Below are 18816 nucleotides of genomic sequence, written 5' to 3' on the forward strand. Positions count from 1 at the left end.
TTTTACCCTGCTAATTTATTAGCGGGGTTTTTTGTTATTATTTTTAAAAAGAGAGTTTATTTATTCAATATAATATATAACACGTAACGCTATAATGAATTAAATATTTATTTTACTTAATTAGCAGTTTACTGATACACATTCTGCTATTATTTAATTTATGATAGGGGAAGGGGGGATATATGAGAAAATTGTTATTTATTTGTTTATTTACTGTCATACTTTCTGGTTGCGAAAAAAATCAAACCCTAGATGGCTCTAATGTTGAGTCATTACGAATATCGATTGTAGAAATGCGCAATTCATTACCGCTTGAAGAGCAGCAACGCTTTGATGAAGCAATAGAATTAGCCATGCTAAATGATATTAATTTTAATGATTTAGTCATTGCTGGGCGCAATAAAAATGCTGATATGATCACGCGAAAAATGTGTCAATCGTTAGATGGTAAAACAGTCAATGAGATCTTCTCACAAGCTGAAGAAATAAAAGTACAAAAATTAGCATTAAAATAATCAATTAATAACCAATTTATTTAAAACTATTTTATTCATCTCTATTTGAGGTGAGTATTTAATTAATGATGTAAAAAATAAGCGATTTAAGATTTATCAATAGAACTTAAACAAAACTACGATGAGACTTTTCATTATAATGTGAGTGGTTATAATGCGCGCCGCATTCGCAAGAAAAGTGCAGTATCTCGTTAGGCGAGGCTCCTATACAAACACAGGTTACTGATCTGACGACGTCGAGAGACGCCCAAGATTAGGACAAGATATATCGACCGAAGGTATATCTCCATGTAACTTCCAGTATTCATCGGATACGTTGTATAGTGCTAAAACCGAGACGTGTAGATAGCTTTTGCATTCTCGCATCTGGTTTCGCCCCTATTGAGAACTGATTTGCTAAACACAAACAGTCATAGGGAACCAAAAAAATGAAATTTACTCCTCAACATAAAATGGATGCTGCATTAATGGCAAGCGCATCCTTAAACACACCCAATAATCATTCAATACAAGAGCAACATCATCGTTTAAAAGATGATGCTACCGTTAGTGCTTATATGAGCCAGAATTATATTTCTGTTTCTGTCGCAGATTCGGTTGAACATGTAAAAGCACAGCTGGTTAATGATTTAAAAGATGAATTAATTCCGACTTATCTGTATGTCGTAGATAAAGATAATTATCTTAACGGTATTTTGCCGGTTAAATCATTACTACTTGCTGATAATGGGCTTTTTGTTTCGGATATTATGCGCCAAACATTTTTCTCAGTTTCACCGGAGCAAAGCCGACATGATGTTTATCAGTTAATTAGCCAAAGTGGTTTAGACAGTGTACCTGTGATGCATTTTGGTAAGTTAGTTGGTGTATTACGGCCTCAAGATATTGCTGATTTAATTGAAGATGAAAATACGCTAGATGCACAAATGCAGGGGGCAACGTCGCCATTAGAACAACCTTATTTAGAGACAAGTCCGGTCACTTTGTGGCGTAAACGTGTTGTCTGGCTATTAATGCTGTTTATTGCTGAAGCTTATACCAGTACGGTGTTACATGCTTTTGAAGACAGACTTGAAGCTGCTATCTCTTTAGCTTTCTTTATTCCATTATTAATTGGTACTGGTGGCAATAGCGGTACACAAATTACCTCAACATTAGTACGTGCCATGGCATTAGGTGAGGTGAGCTTGCGTAATGTATGGTCAGTATTAAGAAAAGAGATCACGACCTCGATAATGGTGGCTTTAACCATGGGAATAGCAGGATTTATTCGTGCTTGGACCTTAGGGGTTGGCATGGAAGTGATGATAGTGGTGGGATTAACGCTAATTTCAATTACGGTTTGGAGTGCTATTGTCTCTTCTATTATTCCAATGGTATTAAAGCGTATTGGTGTTGATCCTGCGGTGGTGTCTGCACCTTTTATTGCAACATTTATTGATGGTACTGGGCTTATTATCTACTTTGAAATAGCATCTCATACCATGAGTGTGTTTGCTTAATATATCAATCCTCCCTTATTTATACCGAATAAAGCCGATAAACTAACAAGTTATCGGCTTTATTTTTTGTTATGGGCTTTAGCCTGTTTAAGTCGCGTCAGCGTCTTAAATATAAAACCACCCGCTATGTGATCTCAAGCAAGTCGTCCTTGAGCTATGTGTGGCTAGAACTGATCTAATCCAGCTAACTCTTTAAGCGATAAAGAATGAAAATAAGTTTCTGCCATATCTGCCAATATTGGAAGCAACGCATCTGAACGAGCATGTGCATCAGGAGTTATGATTGCCAGAATTTGGTAATAATCATCGTACATACAGTGCTTACAAAACACTAAAAAGTTATCGCTCACTCTAACAGCCTGTCGAGTTTCGCCATCCCAAGGTTTTTCATTTGGCGTTCTTATATGAACCTTTTCAATGAATGACTGACGCGCTATGGCGCTATTCCTAAAATCAGCAAATTTACCTACATACCCAGAGAGGGATGAGCCATTAAGAGCTGCTGATAGCTTAGCCGCATACTTCCGATAAACACCGTTATCTTTATATCTGGGCGTGATTGTGACTATCGGCATTGCAAGTTACCTGCAAGCAGATCTTGATTAAATTCAGCTATTGAGGAATTAAACAATGCTATATCCTCTTCACCGAATTCATCTTCAACCTCCATTGCGCGTAACGGGTTAATATGCTGATTAAATTGTCTATAAAGTGCTTGTGTATGGTTTCTTAGTGCAGCCATTTTAAGAATAACTTCTTTGAAGTAACCATCAGCTATGCTTTCAAATGGATGAAAAGCCTTGGTAGTTTTAGCAATGCTATACATTGCCTCAATCATCATAATTACATTATTACCATGGTTAATCACTCGTTCCAATTCACGCATAACCTCATCAGGGTTATTACCTGCATATTTTTTTATGTCATCTTTTGTTGGGTCATCAAGTAAAGCCACTATTTCATCGATTGATGTAACAAGGGTCGTTAGCACGGTCTTACCACCAACAATTAAATCCATAATTTCATCTGGTGATACATCACCTTTTGCCTTTTTATCAACAATGGTAGCTATCGACATGGCTAAATTAGCCAAGCCTGAATCCACATCTTTTTTATCCATTGGATTTGATAGCATTGCCATCATAATAGCCTCAGAAATCATAGTTTATTACCTTCGCTGAAATAGATACGCATACAAAGTATACATCATTTAAAGCTAAAGGATATATACCATCACCCATCCCAAGGATGGGCTAGATGATTTGATCTTGGCTATATGACTCAGTGAGAAATTACTCTTGATCTTTTTTAGGAGGAATATTTTTCTTTGGCTCTTCAGGCTTTACTTGAATTACATGCGATATTGCATTTGCCTTTCTATTTTCATCATAAACTTCCTTACTTGCAATGATGCAACGCTTGATAAATTCACTGTAATTTTGTGAAGTATTTGAATATAGTTTGCATAAAATTCAATAAGTTTCTCTATCTTTTTGCCTGATATACTTTTACTTAATTGATCATTTGAATTCATCAAAATTTGAAATGACTTCCCGCAGTTTTATTGCCAGTGTTTATACTAACATCCCTGATCAGTGTCACTCAGAACCTCGGCTGACGTTTAGTCTTAAAGACCAAGCTTACTTTTTTTTACTCTTTAATTAATTGTAAAATCGCCTGACAATGACGACAACGATACTGGGTTTCTCCTCGTTGTACTTTATTGTGTCGGCGAAGAGTTAACTGGTGTATTTCTTGGCAGCGACAAGCATAGCTAAACGTTTTTGCTGTTACATTGCTGATATCAAAATGATGGGTCCGTTTCGCATTAACCTGTAACACAGTTTCCATCATCCATTTCCACTCCTTGCCATGAGGTGCCACACGACCAAAATGGCGACTAACTAGCAGATGTGCTAATTCATGAGGAATAACTTCTTCAATAAAATTCTGTTTATTTTCAATCAATAATGTAGGATTAAGACGGATTTCCCAATTTGCATAATAGGCACTGCCTGCAATAGTTCCTCTCTGGTTATATTGTAGAGTGGGTTCTGGGTAATCTGTATTAAGATATTTATTGGCCTGTTGCAGTTTTTCACGCAGTGTACGCATAACACTTTGCACTAAGGCGATAGGGACTCTTACTGTTTTCATATTACAGAGCATATAGCGCCTTATTAAAACACGCAATAAAAGAAAACTTGCACAATATATAAATTAACATATTATTAAAAAGTATATTGATTATGGAGTTTACCATGACACAACGAGTTCAACCTGATTTATTGGAAGCCATGAAATTAGCGGCTAATGAAGCCTCTAGTATGCTGAAAACGCTAGGTAATGGTGATCGACTACTCTTATTGTGCCAATTAAGTCAGGGCGAAAAAAGTGTCAGTGAATTGGAAGAAAGTTTAGGGATCCGCCAGCCTACGCTTTCTCAACAACTTACTGTGTTAAGAAATGAAGGGCTTGTGAATACTCGTCGTGATGGAAAACGTATTTTTTATTCTATTGCTGATGAAAAAGTATTGGTGCTATTAAATACACTTTATCAGCTATATTGTCCTATAGCAGGTTAACTTATGAATATAGATTGGGTTCACTTTACGCCTTGGAGCTCGGCATTGGGTGGGCTATTAATAGGTTTAGCAGCGGCTATTTTGTTACTGTTTAATGGTCGTATTGCGGGTATTAGTGGGATTTTAGGAGGGGTATTAACCACTAACCAACAAGGTAATGGGTGGCGATGGGCATTTTTACTCGGTATGTTGATTACACCGACACTGTTTTATCTATTTGATAAACCGTTAACACCTATTATCGACGTTTCATCTTGGCAGTTGATCATTGCCGGTGTACTGGTGGGAGCAGGTACACGTCTGGGGAATGGCTGTACCAGTGGGCATGGAATTTGCGGATTAGCACGATTATCGCGTCGTTCTATTGTTGCAGTTCTTGTCTTTATGGTGACGGCATTTGTGACTGTGTATATTCAACGCCATGTCATCGGAGGCTAAGATAATGACCAAATTAATTGCTTTTATTAGTGGCCTATTATTTAGTGCTGGATTGATCATCGGTGGTATGAGCAACCCACAAAAGATCTTGGCATTTTTAGATATTCGTGGGGATTGGGATCCGTCATTGTTATTTATTATGGGGGCGGGTCTTATCGTCAGTGCTATTAGTTATCAAATTGCACGTCATCGTCAACAAAGTTTATTAGCCTGTCCTCTGGCCATTCCAACTAAAACTGTGATTGATAAGCCTCTCGTCTTTGGCAGTATCTTATTTGGTTTAGGATGGGGGCTTGCGGGTATTTGCCCTGGACCGGGTTTGGTATTAGCGGGTGGTGGTTTTACCCAAGGTGTATTATTTGTGTCAGCTATGATTGTTGGGTGGCTATTTATTGGGTTAATTCGCAAACCACAATAATCATCACTATTTTAATCACGCGCGATAAAAAACAACAAACGGACCGCATTAGCTGTCTGTTTGTTGTTTAATCTTGTTACGGGATTATTTAAAATCTGCGTAAGGAATAAGCGGGTTAGGCGGAAGATCTAAATCACCATTCCATCCATCAAATGAATAGCGTAAATACATTAGTGCATGGCTTGGCGTATAGTTTTTCGCTTGCTGAATATCGATAGCGGCACCTATAAACCAATGTGGTGTTATTCGATGTTCAATTAATGCTCTTGCTGTATAACCAAAACCATGACCCGAATCCCCCTTATCAATGATATTTCTCTCATGCTTAAATATTTCTTCTATGGGATCAGAATTAAATTTATCGCTTGAAACGAGGTTTTGTAATGGATAACGTCTGCTATCATCGGTTTTTGAATAAGACCAAGAGAGAGAGCCAGATACTTCCCATGACCAATTTTCAGTACGTTGACGGTAATTAACGGGCAGTGAGAATGAGAGATATTGTTGTGGGCTATAATAACCCCCTTGCCCCAAGGTATAGCCACTAAGATCTTTATTGTAATGCCAAAGCATGCTATTTAAGCCAACAGAAATGCGGCGATCATTTTCATTGATTAACTTATAGTAATAACCTCCCATGGCTTTCACACTGCTGTTATTTTTAACATTTTTTCCTGTTAATCTATCAAACGATATTTCTCCCCAATACCCATCCTTGCCTCCCAGATCATAACTGCCACTTAAACGAATCCCCGTTTTTCTTACTCCCCCCCAAACTTGATTGGTCCAACTATCACGTTGGCCAGCAAAGGCAAGTAATGAGCTATTTACCGGGCGACGGTGAAGATCTACACTCCAACCGAGATGATAAAAACTATCGTTATAAGCAATTTTACCTACCCAATCAGTCACATTAAAACCGAGTGGCGTGGTACCTAAATCCCATTGCCATTGCTCATTTTCCCAACCGATAGCAGGACTAACACCAAAGGCTTTTTGCTTTAGAGGGAAACAACCTGTGCGATAACAACTACCAAATTTAGCATCGTATGGCGCTGTACCTAATGTGCCACTATTTAAGTGCACAAAATCAGTACGCCAAAAGAAACGGCCATGATAAATAGGATGATCCAGTTGTAACATGGTGGTATGAGCGCGTAATTTAGAGTATCCCTCACTGCCATTTGATCCCCAATAATCATGCTCTAGGGTAAAACGCCACTCTTGTTGACGATAAAGGGTACTTGCATCATCACGTACACTACGTGATAGCCAATTATCATTTGGGTTGTTACGCATAAGTGTGGTGTATTCAATATTGTTTTTTGGCAGTGTATGCGTGATACCCTCTTTTAGCATCGCTTGTTGATAATAGTGATGAGCGGATTGAACTTGTTGGCTATCACGATAAAAACGACCAATATCACGTAAAATTAATCCATCAGCACTATCTGGCTCCTTGTCAATTTGGCGAGCTAAATAGACAAAATAGTGTTTGGCTTTATCAATATTTCCCGCCGTTTTTTCAGCGTTTGCTAAACGTCTTAGTGAATAGTGATTAAATTTTTCAGGGGACAATTGTTCTATCTGAGCTAAGTAATAACGAGCTTGCTCTATTTGATGTTGTGCTAAAGATATCTCTGTTGCACCTAATAGTGCTGTTTCATTATTAGGCGCTAAATTTAATACTGTATGATAATAATTTAATGCTTGATTGAGTTGGTCATCTTCTTCGGCCCATTGTGCTAATAACAGATAGCTTTCTATTTTTTGCTCAGGAGGAATATGGGTGAAAAGATATTCGACAGCTTGCTGTTGTTGGTTATGTTCTCTTAGTGATTGCGCATGTGCCATAATTTGACCAAAACGTAATTGGCTATCTAAGGCGTTCATACTTTCACTGCGCTGCGATAAAGGGATCGTCTTTAAGGTGTTAAGTGCTTGTTGTTCTCGCCCTGTTTTATTGAGATATAACGCATAGGCATATCGTCGAGAGGGATCATTAGGTCGTCGTTGATTAAGTTGATTAAAGTAATCCTCAGCAAGTTGGGGTTGTTGAGTGATAAGTAAATCATCCGCCAGACGATAAATATTCCAGACTTCATCGGGATACGCTTTAGCGATAGCCTTACGTTTCTCAATCGCACTGAGATAGTGTTGTTGCTGTTCATCATCAGCAGCTAAGTCTTGTTGTATACCTGAAATGATATACCCATAGTCTTGGGCTAAATTTTTGTATTGCTGTGATGTTAAGTTAGCCATAAATTGGGCGGCTTTTTGATGCGATTGTTGACGATAGAGCTTGGTCAGGCTATGCAAAGTCGCCGCGTCATTAGGCTGATATTGTAGCGCTTGTTGATAATAACGTTCAGCTTGCTCTAATTGATGTTGCGCTAACTCGGTATCCCCTAAACCAATATAAGCTTCACTTTTATAGGGGCTGAGTTGACGTACTTGGGTAAAATAGCGCTTAGCGGCAGGGTACTCTTGATTTAATAACGCTTCATCAGCCTTGGCAAGTAAATGCCAATATTGATTTGATTGCAACAGCGTACGCCACAAATCACTATCGTTGTGTTTGGGAGCCAATGTGAGTGCTTGAGAAAGATAATAAATCGCGAGTGCCCGTTGATTTGCGCGCGAATAGCGCACGCCTAATGTTCCTATTATGTCTGCATTATCAGGCTGCTGGCGTAACTGCTGTTTTAATGCGCGAATAGATAGTGTGTTATTGGGAGCAGAGGCTGCTGAGGGAGTAGATAATGCAGGGGTAAGATGATATTGCTGATAGATATTAGCTATCTGTTGGTTATTGGGATAAGTGTGATAAATCTGCTTAATACGTGCCATTTTGTTGGCATGGTTTGCAGCAATTAATACATTGAGATACTCAAGGGCTAACCCTTCATCGGGGGGCGTGCCTTGGTAAATATCATCATATAATTGCAAGGCTTCATCATAACGACCCGCAGTCTGATAAAGGTAGGCTTTTTGTAGGATTTGGCGGTTATCTTCATTAGTTAATGATAGTAGCTTAATCGCACGTTGATATTGTTCAGTATTTTCGCCATGTATACGTAATTGCTCAACCAGTTGTTGTGCTTTTGCTGTTTCTTTTTGTTTTACAGCAAATTGGATACGCATTAACAACACACTAGGATCGTTCGGTTTTATAAGTGATAAACGATACAGTGATTGAGAAACTAAAACATCGTTACTTTTCGAGTTGCCTAGTCTAACTTGCTCATATAAAAAAGTTTCAGTCGGATCATCTGCGGCTTGCGTGACAGGCAATATGCCTGCCAGCAAACCAAGAGCAAGGAGATATTGGCGATATTGATAACAAATGCGCCACATCATAACTTACTCCTTATCCGCAAGACGACGTTGGCTTCTTATTTTCATTGCTCGCCAAATAAGAAGAGAAATAAGCACAATACCGACAATGGCAGCTAACCCTAGCCAAATAGGATGCGAAGCAAAAACATACCAAACTTCTTCCCACCAAGGTAAATAACCGACGAAATAGGTATCACCAACACGTAAACTATGGACACCAGACTCTCTGACTAATACTACAGAGCCATGCATTGCATCACGTTTACCACTATCACTTATCGCTTCATTTAATAATCGATAACCTTGGGGACTATCGGCTAATAGCGCCACGACACTACGCTGTGAAAAGAACGGAGATTGAAAACCAATAATAGTGCCGAGTGATCCGGTTGATGTTAAAGATGTTCTGCTATCTGGGCGCTTATCTAGATCTTGATAATTGGTATGACTAAAAATGGTGATTTCACGTGATGGCAGTGTAATTTCGCTACGTGCTTTATCAATCAAGACATTCATCTGTTTATCATTATTGAGTGCTGGGGGAATTGTCCCGATTAATAATAAATCAGCTTCTTGTTTTGATAATTCCTCTAATGATGCAGTTAAAGAGACATTTAACGCGGGATAGCCAGTTTGTGCACCAATGTTACCTAATGATATCAATAACGTTGTTAATTGCTCAGGTGAAGGGGATTGGTTGACATAAATAAGAGTTTCTGACAAATCTGCATAACGGCTAAATGGGAACCCAGCATGACTATAAACACGCAAATCAGGTAGAGCAATATAGTGGCGATAGTTACCAGTAAAATTAAAGCTTGATAATTCATCTAATGCTACCGTGTTAGGGACTGGGTGATAAGTAATACATTGATCAACGGAGCCTCCGGGGATCGGATTTGTATAGTCAAAAGAGAAACGGATCTGATTACGTTCACCTAATTTTACCGCGGGGATATTGAGGAGATTTTTGTTTTCGATCCAACCTTGAATTAACGGTAGATAAGCCACAATAAAGTTCTCTTTTTTATCTCTCTCTAAAGGGTAGGCTTTGATAAAGTGATCGTTGACTGAAATCGACATACGAGAATCATCTTGAAATGCCGGAGCGGTATAACGATAACGCAATTGCATCTGTAGTCCTGTATTATTAAACATAAATAAATCAGGAGGTAAGGTCATATTGAGTGTGATGGGAGCAGGCTCTAGTCCACGAGATTGCAACTGACCTTGATAATCTTGCAAGGTATTAAAGTAGATTGGTTTATTTAATTGTACCCACTTAGGTGCATCATAAGGCTCACGTGGTGCCAATAGATTGACATCATTAATGGTGACGGTATCCCCTCTAAAAATAACTTGTCCCCGGGCAATACCATTGACGGCGGTAATTAAGTCATTGTCATCGCGACCCATTACTAACAGCAGTTTTACATAAGGATCCGTTGGGTGTGAGACTAATTCAATGGTGGGAGCATTGACATTGGCATGTGTATTAAGAAAGTCGGGGCGCTGTTTATTAGTGGCAAATACAATGCTGTGTTGATTGGGCAACTGATTGTAATACACAGGATAGTGTTGCTGGCGCCAATCGACTTGTGTACCAAACCAAGAAGCGAGTATTCCCGCCGCTTTTTGTTGGGTAAGATTAGGGGATTGGCTAAACACCATAGGTAAGGTAAAAGTACCAAAATCGCGACTATCAAAGAAAGGCTCGGGGAAATTGGCTAATTCGTTACTCAATTTCAATGATTGATAGGTGAGATGCAGTTGGCTATTTTTGCTGATATCAAGCCATAAGGTGGTATTGGCTTGGTTTTCACAAATTTCTCGGTAATGGCCGATAAAAGTAAATTTTAAATGATTAAAATCTTGAATAAACCGTGGATCGAGCGGTAATGTAATGTGGTTTTTATGGCCGAGATCTTCTTTTTTCAGGGGGATCACGCCCATGATTTCATCATTTAAATAGATATTAAGATGTGATTCTATAGGCAGTAATGAAGGCGAGGGGGTAAACTCTAGATCTAATATTGCCTGTGAAACATATTCATCACTACGAACACCAAATTCTAGATAACCATCAGGGCTAGAGCCTTGCAATTTCAGCGCGCCATAAGAGGGCGCTGTTGTTGCAAATAGTAGCGTTTCTTGGCGAGATGGGACTATAGGATCTGGTGATGCTAAAGTGACATCCTCTTGTTCAACTGTTACCGAGGGTTGTTCTGTTACAACCGTGGGCGTTTCTTTTTCGTCATCACTATAAGCTAAACCGGAAAGCATAAGTAAGGCGAATAGTAGAAAATATTTTTTCATTATTATTACCCATAGATCTTATTGTTCATTAATAAATTCCCAAAAAGCTGAGTTTTACCGTTAAGATTAATGAAATATTTGTGAAACATTGACACGTCGTGGAAGTAGCGATAATAGCCACAATAAACACTGCCCTAATAAACGAAATAAGAGGTAAACAAGATACGGGGCGCGTTTAAGTAAGGTGTTATAGCCCCGCATACTGATATAAATGATATTTCTTAAACTATTCAGTGGATTATCGGCAGGGAGAGCGTGTTGCCAATTAGCCCAAGTGTCGGCTCGTTCAAAAGTACAGGCGGTAAAATCAATGGATTTTTGTGTATCCATATTAAGCAGTTGTAAGCCAATAATGCGATTATCAATCCGTAAAATACGTGCTTCAAAAGCATATTCACGCTGATTTTGTTTGAGAATAACGGTGATCTCTTGGTGACAAGATAAGGGAACTGTAAAATTATCTGGTAATACAATGGCACAGCCATTATCAGAGAAGTCATTGAGCTGACAAGAATAAAGCGAACCGTCTTGGAGTAATAGCATTGCGGGTACTCTTAGACGTACCCGTGGGAACTGTCGCTCTTGCTTTGCTTCTACAGAAACAGCAATGGCAACACCTAGTAATACTAAGTTATAGCATACCCAAACTAAGCACATGAGTACGGCTAACCTTTCATCGGGATCGCCTGTTGCGATACGCCAGAAAGCAAATAGAATTCCTAACAAATTAAGATTAAGAAACAGAATATAGGGGCGATTAATTTGCCAATCGACAAAACTTTTCTTCATAATTGCCCCTTTCTCTGTGACATTAAATTTACCTTTATAAGGTGAGAATAGGGTGCTTAATACGGGGCGAGTGGTGTACCAAGCTAAAATCGTTTCATAAATCTCTCCCCAAAATGAGTGGCGATAAGGACCTTGTAATTTGGTCGCGGCTAACCAAATGTGTAATAAATAAGGCACGACATACAAAGCGATAGCGATGGCGGGGGCGTAAATAATATAGGCATGAAAGATAAGGAACGTTAGTGGTGCTAATAAGAAGATCATCCTTGGTATGCCTGATAAAAAGTGCAACATGGCATTGAGGTAACAAAAGCGCTGTGGCAGTGTCAGCCCTTTGCCAAAGAGCGGGTTATCTAAACGAAATATTTGTATCATTCCTTTTGCCCAACGTATGCGTTGGCCAATATGTGCTGAAAGTGATCCTGTTGCTAATCCTGCGGCAAGAGGTATACGAATATAAGCAGAAGTCCAACCATGACGATGTAAGCGTAATGAGGTATGTGCGTCTTCGGTCACAGTTTCAACTGCCAGCCCGCCAATTTCATCCAAAGCACAACGACGTAATACAGCACAAGAGCCACAGAAAAAAGCCGCATTCCAAGTATCATTACCATCTTGCACTAATCCATAAAAAAGCGTGCCTTCATTCGGTGTTTCGCGGAAATTGCCTAAATTACGTTCAAAGGGATCAGGAGAGAAAAAGTGGTGTGGTGTTTGTACCAATGCCATTTTTTCGTCTTTTAGGAACCAGCCCATAGTAAATTGTAAGAATGAACGTGTCGGAATATGGTCACAGTCAAAAATAGCCACATATTCTCCGCAGGCTTTGCTCAATGCATGGTTGATATTACCGGCTTTGGCAAAATCATGTTTTTCACGAGTGATATATTGAATACCAATTTCTTTAGCAAAAGCCGCAAACTCAGGGCGAGAGCCATCATCTAATAAATAGATAGTTAATTTATCTTTAGGCCAATCAATGTTTAAACAGGCATAAAGTGTTGGTTTTACAACTTGTAGCGCTTCGTTATATGTGGGAATAAAAATATCGACAGTAGGCCATTGTGTTGTATCTTGAGGCATTGAAATAGGTTGTCGATGGAGTGGCCAAATACATTGCATAAAACTAAGAAATAACACAATCCATGCATAGGTTTCAGCCAGTAATAGTAAGATCCCAAAGAAAAGGCTCAGATTATCCACCCAGTAGAGTGTGTATTGATAGCGCCACCAAATATATCGGCAAGCAATAGTCAGCGATAAAATAATAATGGTAATAGAAGACAGTCGTCCAGGGATATCGCGGATAGCTAAGGCTATCAGCCAAATCACGAGAACAAAAACAAATTGTAGTTTTAAATCAAAAGGTTGAGTAATACTTAATAAGATAATAAAAATGGCAAAAACAGCAACGAGCGATAATAGAGCGTATTGCCATAGTGGCGTGTTTGTTTTCTTATGATGGATCATATCTCGCGCAACAGGAGATAAGCGAGCAAAGAGATTTTGATAATACTGTCTAATATAGACAATAAATTGAATTGGTTTTTTCACCAAGGTGAGCATCAAATAATGGCAAATAAGCCAAATACTTTGTAATAAGTATCGGATCGGATCACATAATTTAGGGCGACGCGGATTAATATGAGGAAATAACTGTTGCTGTTTTCGTGCTATTTTTTGCCAAAAAGGGGATTCCATACGCAAAAAGAGCCACATTAATACCCAGAAAAACTCATTCACGATAGCCGCACTGAATGATGCCCCATTATGACGGTAAAATTTATAATAACGGGTTAATATATGCGACTGCGCAGTAGGTTGTTGCCTTATCGTGCGGGGTGCTTTTTTCTCTGGATAATCGATGGCTGACATTGTGGCTATCCTTTTTTGTTTAACAATAAAGGCAAACACCATTGCAGAAGTTGATTTATTTCTTCAACTAACATGCAATTAGCGCGGTAATCATATAAAGGTAAGCGTGAAGCACAGGCTTCTAATAATGCTTCATCGCGATGAAGTTTTATTGGACAGAAAGGAAACTGGCTGTCTTGCCAAAATTGATAAAAATCTTGATGAATTTTGCTGGTAGCACAAAATTGATTCACCAGAATATACTCATTGGCAGCAAAGGCATGTTGGTTAAGCCGAATATGGCAGTTACTTTCAGGTGTGGTAACAGTTAACACGATATTGGCTTTCGCAACCCATGATTTAAAAAGGGTATCGTGCTCTGGTTGTAAATCGAGAAAAATTAAAGTGTCTGGGTATTGTTGAGTAAAAGCGGTAAAAAAATGCTGTAGATGTTGGTTGGCAGTGGCAGATGCTTGCAAGTGCAATTTATCTTCTGAATTAACGACTCCAAAAGGTAAAATTTGATAACCGTTTTGATAATCACAAATCGCTTGTTCTATTGGGGTATGCGCGAGTAGTGCTTGTCCTAATGTGGTGCCTTGTGGTTTTTCTGGAAAATAAAAATGTAAGATATTATTCACACAGTTATCGATAACAATGACATTGTATTTATGGTGATGAAATTGGCGAGCCAGTGCAACGGTTATTGAGGTGGTTCCTACTCCACCTCTGAGCCCTTTTAATACAATTAGTGGCATAGTTTTTCTCATTTAGTTATTGAATTAAATGTGTTGAGTAATGGCCAACGATAAATAAGGCTATGTTGATTTTCTTCGTTATTAATATCTCTATAGTGATAGTTGTTTATTGAAAATAATTTCTTTAATTTATTTATATCTTGGTTTGTACTCTCTTTTTCTCTTTTTATCTCCGAGCGAATAAATTTTTTATTTTCCATTTTTTAACCCTCATGTAAAAATAAGTTCTTAACCTATAATTTTATTTTTCTTAGCTAGAGAAGGGGTAAGTGTTAAATAAAATATTAATATTCTTTATTTAAGGATATGCCTTAAAAATAGTTATTTCAATTACGTATAAATACATAAATTAAATATGCGAATTTAAATTCCATTGGGAATAAATAATAACCCTCTTTGACAATGATAATATTCTCAATAAATTCATTTAAATAATAAATAAACCATTATTAGTCAAAAAAACGAAATATAAGATAATTGTAAATTACCTATTTATAACAAATTCTAAGATAGTCTTTTTTAGATGATCAAAAAAGATTTGATTTTTATCAAGTAAAATACCGTTAAATTAGTTAAATCATCTGTTTGTTGTTGTTTTTATTTTGTTTTTTAGCTTTATGTTCTTATGGTGTTTGTTTTGTAATGCACGTGTTAATTTAACCGATCTATTTGTGATTATTTTGTTTGGTTTTGGATATAAGAAAATAAGATAACTCTGTGTTGCTATTTATTTTTTAAAATAACAACACAACTATAAAATTTATGTCTATTATATAAATATAAAGTGGCGTTTTGTTTATTAATCAACTTAATTATTTTTAAGTTGATCGCTTATATTTATTTGTCAGTAATTTATTTTATGTACTTTTTCTTTTACATATAAGTAGTTTTACTAATTGATGGGGGAATATTCTATTAAGAGTTAACTTTATAGTTATTTATAAAAATAAGAAGTATAAAAAGGCAAATATGAATATTCATATCAATGTCGGATATTATATAGATACGAATAAGTAGGTAATTAAAATGAACAAGACTAAAACAACTCGGTTCAGTTTTTTACATTACTGGCATGGGTTGGGCGCCTGGAATTTCTATTTTTTACTCAAGTTTGTTTTACTTTGGTATGGTTATTTAAAATTTGATGCATTTAGCAATTTGTTGTTTCTGGCATTTCTATTATTCCCATTACCAAAAACGTTTTGGTATAGATTACGTAATTGGATAGCAATCCCTATTGGTATTATGCTGTTCTACCATGATACTTGGTTACCCAGCTTTGCTACGGTACTAGAGCAAGGAGGGCAGTTAAAAAATTTCTCATTTGAGTACCTTGTTGAATTAGCTGTCAACTTTATTAACTTAAAGATGATCGGGGTGGCCTTTATCTTACTCGTAGGGTATCTCTTTATTGAACAGTGGGTAAGGGTGTCGGTGTTTATTATCGCGGGTGTATTGTGGCTTAATATTAACGGATTTACTCACTTTTCAGGTGCAATGGTTTCTTCCGTCTCTGCGAATAGTTTTACTGAGCAAAGCAGTACATCGATAGATAAGTTGCAGCCACAAAACACAGAGAGAGTATCGTCTGAACAGGTGATAGCGCAAAATAATAACGTACTGAGCTCACCTTATCCGCCACAAAAACAGCCAGCTAATAATAAAGTGCTAGATGAATGGCTCGCTCAGTTTTATCGTTATGAAAATAAACGGGTCACACCGGCTCCAGCCCAACTTTCTTCTAATGCACAACCCTTTGATATTTTAATTATTAATATTTGTTCACTCTCTACTGCTGATGCAGCAGCCGTCGGATTGCAGCAACATCCTATTTGGGGCAACTTTGATGTGTTATTTAATCGCTTTAATAGTGTCGCTTCTTATAGTGGTCCCGCGTCATTACGTTTATTAAGAGCCAGTTGTGGTCAAACGCAACACGCTGATTTGTATGATCCTGCCGATATGCAATGCCTATTGATGGATAATCTGGCTGCTTTAGGTTTTGAGAAGAAATTGGTGCTCGATCATAATGGCGAGTTTGGTCATTATCTTCAAGAAATTAGAGAGTTAGGTAATCTTAATGTGCCGTTGCAAGATCAACGCGGGCTCTCTCATCAAATTACCGCTTTTGATGGCTCTAAAATCTATAACGACAAAGAGACCTTAGAGCGTTGGTTAAAGGCGCGTGAAAAATCAGATGAAAAACGGACGGTGAGTTTTGTCAATTTAGTATCGCTTCATGATGGTAATAGGTTCGTTGGTGAAAATACAACAGCCGATTATGGTAAAAGAGCCTCAGCGCTACTCGATAACTTAAATGCTTTTATTAATACCCTTGATAAACGTGGCAGAAGAGTGATGGTAGTGATTGTTCCTGAACATGGAGCTGCACTACAAGGTGATAAGACCCAGATGTCCGGGCTGCGGGATATTCCAAGCCAAAGTATTACTACAGTTCCTGTCGGTATTCGTTTTACTGGACTTAAAAATCAAAGTTTATCTCATACGCCTATGATGATCGATAAACCAAGTAGTTATTTAGCGTTATCCGATTTTATTCTCCGTAATGTGAATGGCGATATCTTTAATCAATCTACCATTGATTGGAATGACTTAACCCGTGAATTACCACAAACCGCGACGGTATCAGAAAATCAAAATACTATTGTGGTTGATTACCAAGGAAAATCTTATATCAAACTGAATGGAGGAGAGTGGATACACTATCCTGATTGAGATTGATTTACTTGTTTCATCATAACTCCCTGTTCTCGCTTACTCACTTTGAGTTCCCCGTTATTATAGCGGGGTTTTTTTTATGGTTAACAAAGAGATAAATTTCAGGAATAAAAAAAACCACACCTAAAAGATGTGGTTTAATGAGTTTGCTATGAAACAAGGGAAATTTATTTTAAACCCGCAGCTTCACGTAAAATCTCAGCTTTATCTGTTGCTTCCCAAGGGAATTCAGCACGACCAAAATGACCGTATGCTGCTGTTTTTTGGTAGATCGGATGCAGTAAATCCAGCATTTGAATTAAGCCATAAGGGCGTAAATCAAAGAACTCACGTACTAATAAGATCAGTTGTGAGGTAGGGATTTTTTCAGTACCAAATGTTTCGACCATAATAGATGTTGGCTCTGCAACACCGATAGCGTAAGACACTTGAATTTCACAGCGATCAGCTAAGCCCGCAGCAACAATATTTTTTGCAACATAACGTGCAGCATAAGCCGCAGAACGGTCAACTTTGGAAGGATCTTTACCAGAGAATGCCCCACCGCCGTGGCGTGCCATACCACCATAAGTATCAACAATGATCTTACGACCTGTTAATCCACAGTCGCCCATTGGGCCACCGATAACAAAACGACCTGTTGGGTTAATGAAATATTTGGTTTGTTCATTTAACCATTCTGTTGGCAGAATAGGTTTAATGATCTCTTCCATTACCGCTTCATGTAAGTCTTTTTGTGAAATATCTTCAGCATGCTGAGTTGATAAAACCACGGCATCAATACCAACAATGTTGTTATTGTCGTATTGGAAAGTGATCTGACTTTTGGCATCTGGACGTAACCATGGTAGTGTGCCATTTTTACGTACTTGAGCTTGGCGCTGGACTAAGCGGTGAGCATAAGTAATAGGCGCTGGCATCAGAACGTCAGTTTCATTAGTGGCATAACCAAACATTAAGCCTTGGTCGCCGGCACCTTGTTCAAGGGGATCTGCGCGGTCAACACCTTGGTTGATATCTGGGGATTGTTTACCAATCGCACTGATAACGGCGCAGGAATTAGCATCAAAGCCCATATCTGAACTGGTATAACCGATCTCACGTACTGTTTTACGTGTGATTTCTTCGATATCAACCCAAGCTTTGGTGGTAATTTCTCCGCCTACCATCACCATGCCTGTTTTAACGTAAGTTTCACAGGCAACACGTGCTTTTGGATCTTGTTCTAAAATTGCATCCAATACGGCATCAGAAATTTGATCCGCAATTTTGTCTGGATGACCTTCTGATACTGATTCAGAAGTAAAAAGGTGTGTAGTCATTATATCTCGTTACCTTAATACAGATGGTCTAAGGATGGATGTTTTAACATCTAGACGTCCATTTTAGGACTGTTTTCTCTTTAATTCCAGCTTTTTTTAATCAAATATAGGGATAAACTCGCATCCAATAGTTGATATCATTTTTTGTGTGACACAATTTTTCAAGTGAGCAAAAAGAAAAATAATAAAAAAAAGCGATTTATCTATTTTGTTTTTGCATTTTGATTCAACTACAGGTATA

The 18816-nt window shown here is 38.0% G+C and carries 15 protein-coding genes and 1 riboswitch; of the genes, 6 read left to right on the forward strand and 9 right to left on the reverse strand.

All coding sequences use genetic code 11. The features are described 5' to 3' along the window. Positions 1-182 precede the first annotated feature (182 nt). Complete coding sequence (locus GWI58_RS08295; protein ID WP_004244170.1) at positions 183-515, forward strand: DUF6694 family lipoprotein; 333 nt, start codon at positions 183-185, stop codon at positions 513-515. A 180-nt stretch (positions 516-695) separates the two neighbouring features. Continuing rightward, positions 696-867: riboswitch (M-box (ykoK) riboswitch) on the forward strand. A gap of 76 nt (positions 868-943) precedes the next feature. Then, on the forward strand, positions 944-2017 hold the full coding sequence (locus GWI58_RS08300; RefSeq protein ID WP_110229428.1) for a magnesium transporter: 1074 nt from the start codon (positions 944-946) through the stop codon (positions 2015-2017). A 164-nt stretch (positions 2018-2181) separates the two neighbouring features. Here the strand turns inward: GWI58_RS08300 and GWI58_RS08305 are convergent, their stop codons facing one another. The 3 genes from GWI58_RS08305 to GWI58_RS08315 form a co-directional block, all read right to left on the reverse strand. Continuing rightward, a complete protein-coding gene (locus GWI58_RS08305; RefSeq protein WP_004248590.1) occupies positions 2182-2592 on the reverse strand; it encodes a type II toxin-antitoxin system YafO family toxin in 411 nt (136 codons plus the stop codon). Further along, a complete protein-coding gene (locus GWI58_RS08310) occupies positions 2583-3179 on the reverse strand; it encodes a hypothetical protein (RefSeq protein ID WP_161769076.1) in 597 nt (198 codons plus the stop codon). The genes GWI58_RS08305 and GWI58_RS08310 overlap by 10 nt, the downstream gene beginning before the upstream one ends. Positions 3180-3667: 488 nt before the next feature. After that, positions 3668-4174 carry a SprT family zinc-dependent metalloprotease gene (locus tag GWI58_RS08315; protein ID WP_139218836.1) on the reverse strand — a complete coding sequence of 169 codons (507 nt, stop codon included), beginning with the start codon at positions 4172-4174 and terminating at the stop codon, positions 3668-3670. Between the two features lie 104 nt (positions 4175-4278). On the opposite strand from GWI58_RS08315, the gene GWI58_RS08320 reads away from it, so the two are divergent. The 3 genes from GWI58_RS08320 to GWI58_RS08330 are packed head-to-tail and all read left to right on the forward strand — an operon-like array spanning position 4279 to position 5458. After that, the gene (locus GWI58_RS08320; protein ID WP_004248583.1) at positions 4279-4602 is read left to right on the forward strand and encodes an ArsR/SmtB family transcription factor; all 324 of its coding nucleotides are present in this window, start codon (positions 4279-4281) and stop codon (positions 4600-4602) included. A 3-nt stretch (positions 4603-4605) separates the two neighbouring features. Next, positions 4606-5040 (forward strand): YeeE/YedE family protein, encoded by a 435-nt coding sequence (locus tag GWI58_RS08325; protein ID WP_004248581.1) that lies wholly within the window; start codon positions 4606-4608, stop codon positions 5038-5040. Positions 5041-5044: 4 nt separating this feature from the next. Continuing rightward, positions 5045-5458, forward strand: coding sequence for a DUF6691 family protein (locus GWI58_RS08330; protein ID WP_004250328.1), 414 nt, complete (start codon positions 5045-5047; stop codon positions 5456-5458). An 84-nt stretch (positions 5459-5542) separates the two neighbouring features. Here GWI58_RS08330 and bcsC read toward each other — a convergent pair whose 3' ends face one another. From bcsC to bcsR, 5 genes are all read right to left on the reverse strand, one after another. Next, the gene (gene bcsC / locus GWI58_RS08335; protein ID WP_161769077.1) at positions 5543-8818 is read right to left on the reverse strand and encodes a cellulose synthase complex outer membrane protein BcsC; all 3276 of its coding nucleotides are present in this window, start codon (positions 8816-8818) and stop codon (positions 5543-5545) included. A gap of 3 nt (positions 8819-8821) precedes the next feature. Then, a complete protein-coding gene (bcsB, locus tag GWI58_RS08340; RefSeq protein WP_161769078.1) occupies positions 8822-11113 on the reverse strand; it encodes a cellulose biosynthesis cyclic di-GMP-binding regulatory protein BcsB in 2292 nt (763 codons plus the stop codon). Positions 11114-11179: 66 nt separating this feature from the next. Continuing rightward, positions 11180-13777 (reverse strand): UDP-forming cellulose synthase catalytic subunit, encoded by a 2598-nt coding sequence (gene bcsA / locus GWI58_RS08345; RefSeq protein ID WP_094959662.1) that lies wholly within the window; start codon positions 13775-13777, stop codon positions 11180-11182. A 5-nt stretch (positions 13778-13782) separates the two neighbouring features. Continuing rightward, complete coding sequence (locus GWI58_RS08350) at positions 13783-14514, reverse strand: cellulose synthase operon protein YhjQ/BcsQ (RefSeq protein ID WP_094959663.1); 732 nt, start codon at positions 14512-14514, stop codon at positions 13783-13785. A gap of 8 nt (positions 14515-14522) precedes the next feature. Further along, the gene (bcsR, locus tag GWI58_RS08355; RefSeq protein WP_004244150.1) at positions 14523-14714 is read right to left on the reverse strand and encodes a BcsR/BcsP family cellulose biosynthesis protein; all 192 of its coding nucleotides are present in this window, start codon (positions 14712-14714) and stop codon (positions 14523-14525) included. Between the two features lie 826 nt (positions 14715-15540). Here bcsR and bcsG point away from each other — a divergent pair. Next, positions 15541-17250 carry a cellulose biosynthesis protein BcsG gene (bcsG, locus tag GWI58_RS08360; protein ID WP_094959664.1) on the forward strand — a complete coding sequence of 570 codons (1710 nt, stop codon included), beginning with the start codon at positions 15541-15543 and terminating at the stop codon, positions 17248-17250. A 170-nt stretch (positions 17251-17420) separates the two neighbouring features. Here the strand turns inward: bcsG and metK are convergent, their stop codons facing one another. Beyond that, positions 17421-18575, reverse strand: a complete 1155-nt coding sequence (gene metK / locus GWI58_RS08365) for a methionine adenosyltransferase (protein WP_004244148.1) — start codon at positions 18573-18575, stop codon at positions 17421-17423. Positions 18576-18816 lie beyond the last annotated feature (241 nt).

Source organism: Proteus sp. G2674 (assembly GCF_009915195.1).
Classification (GTDB): domain Bacteria; phylum Pseudomonadota; class Gammaproteobacteria; order Enterobacterales; family Enterobacteriaceae; genus Proteus; species Proteus mirabilis.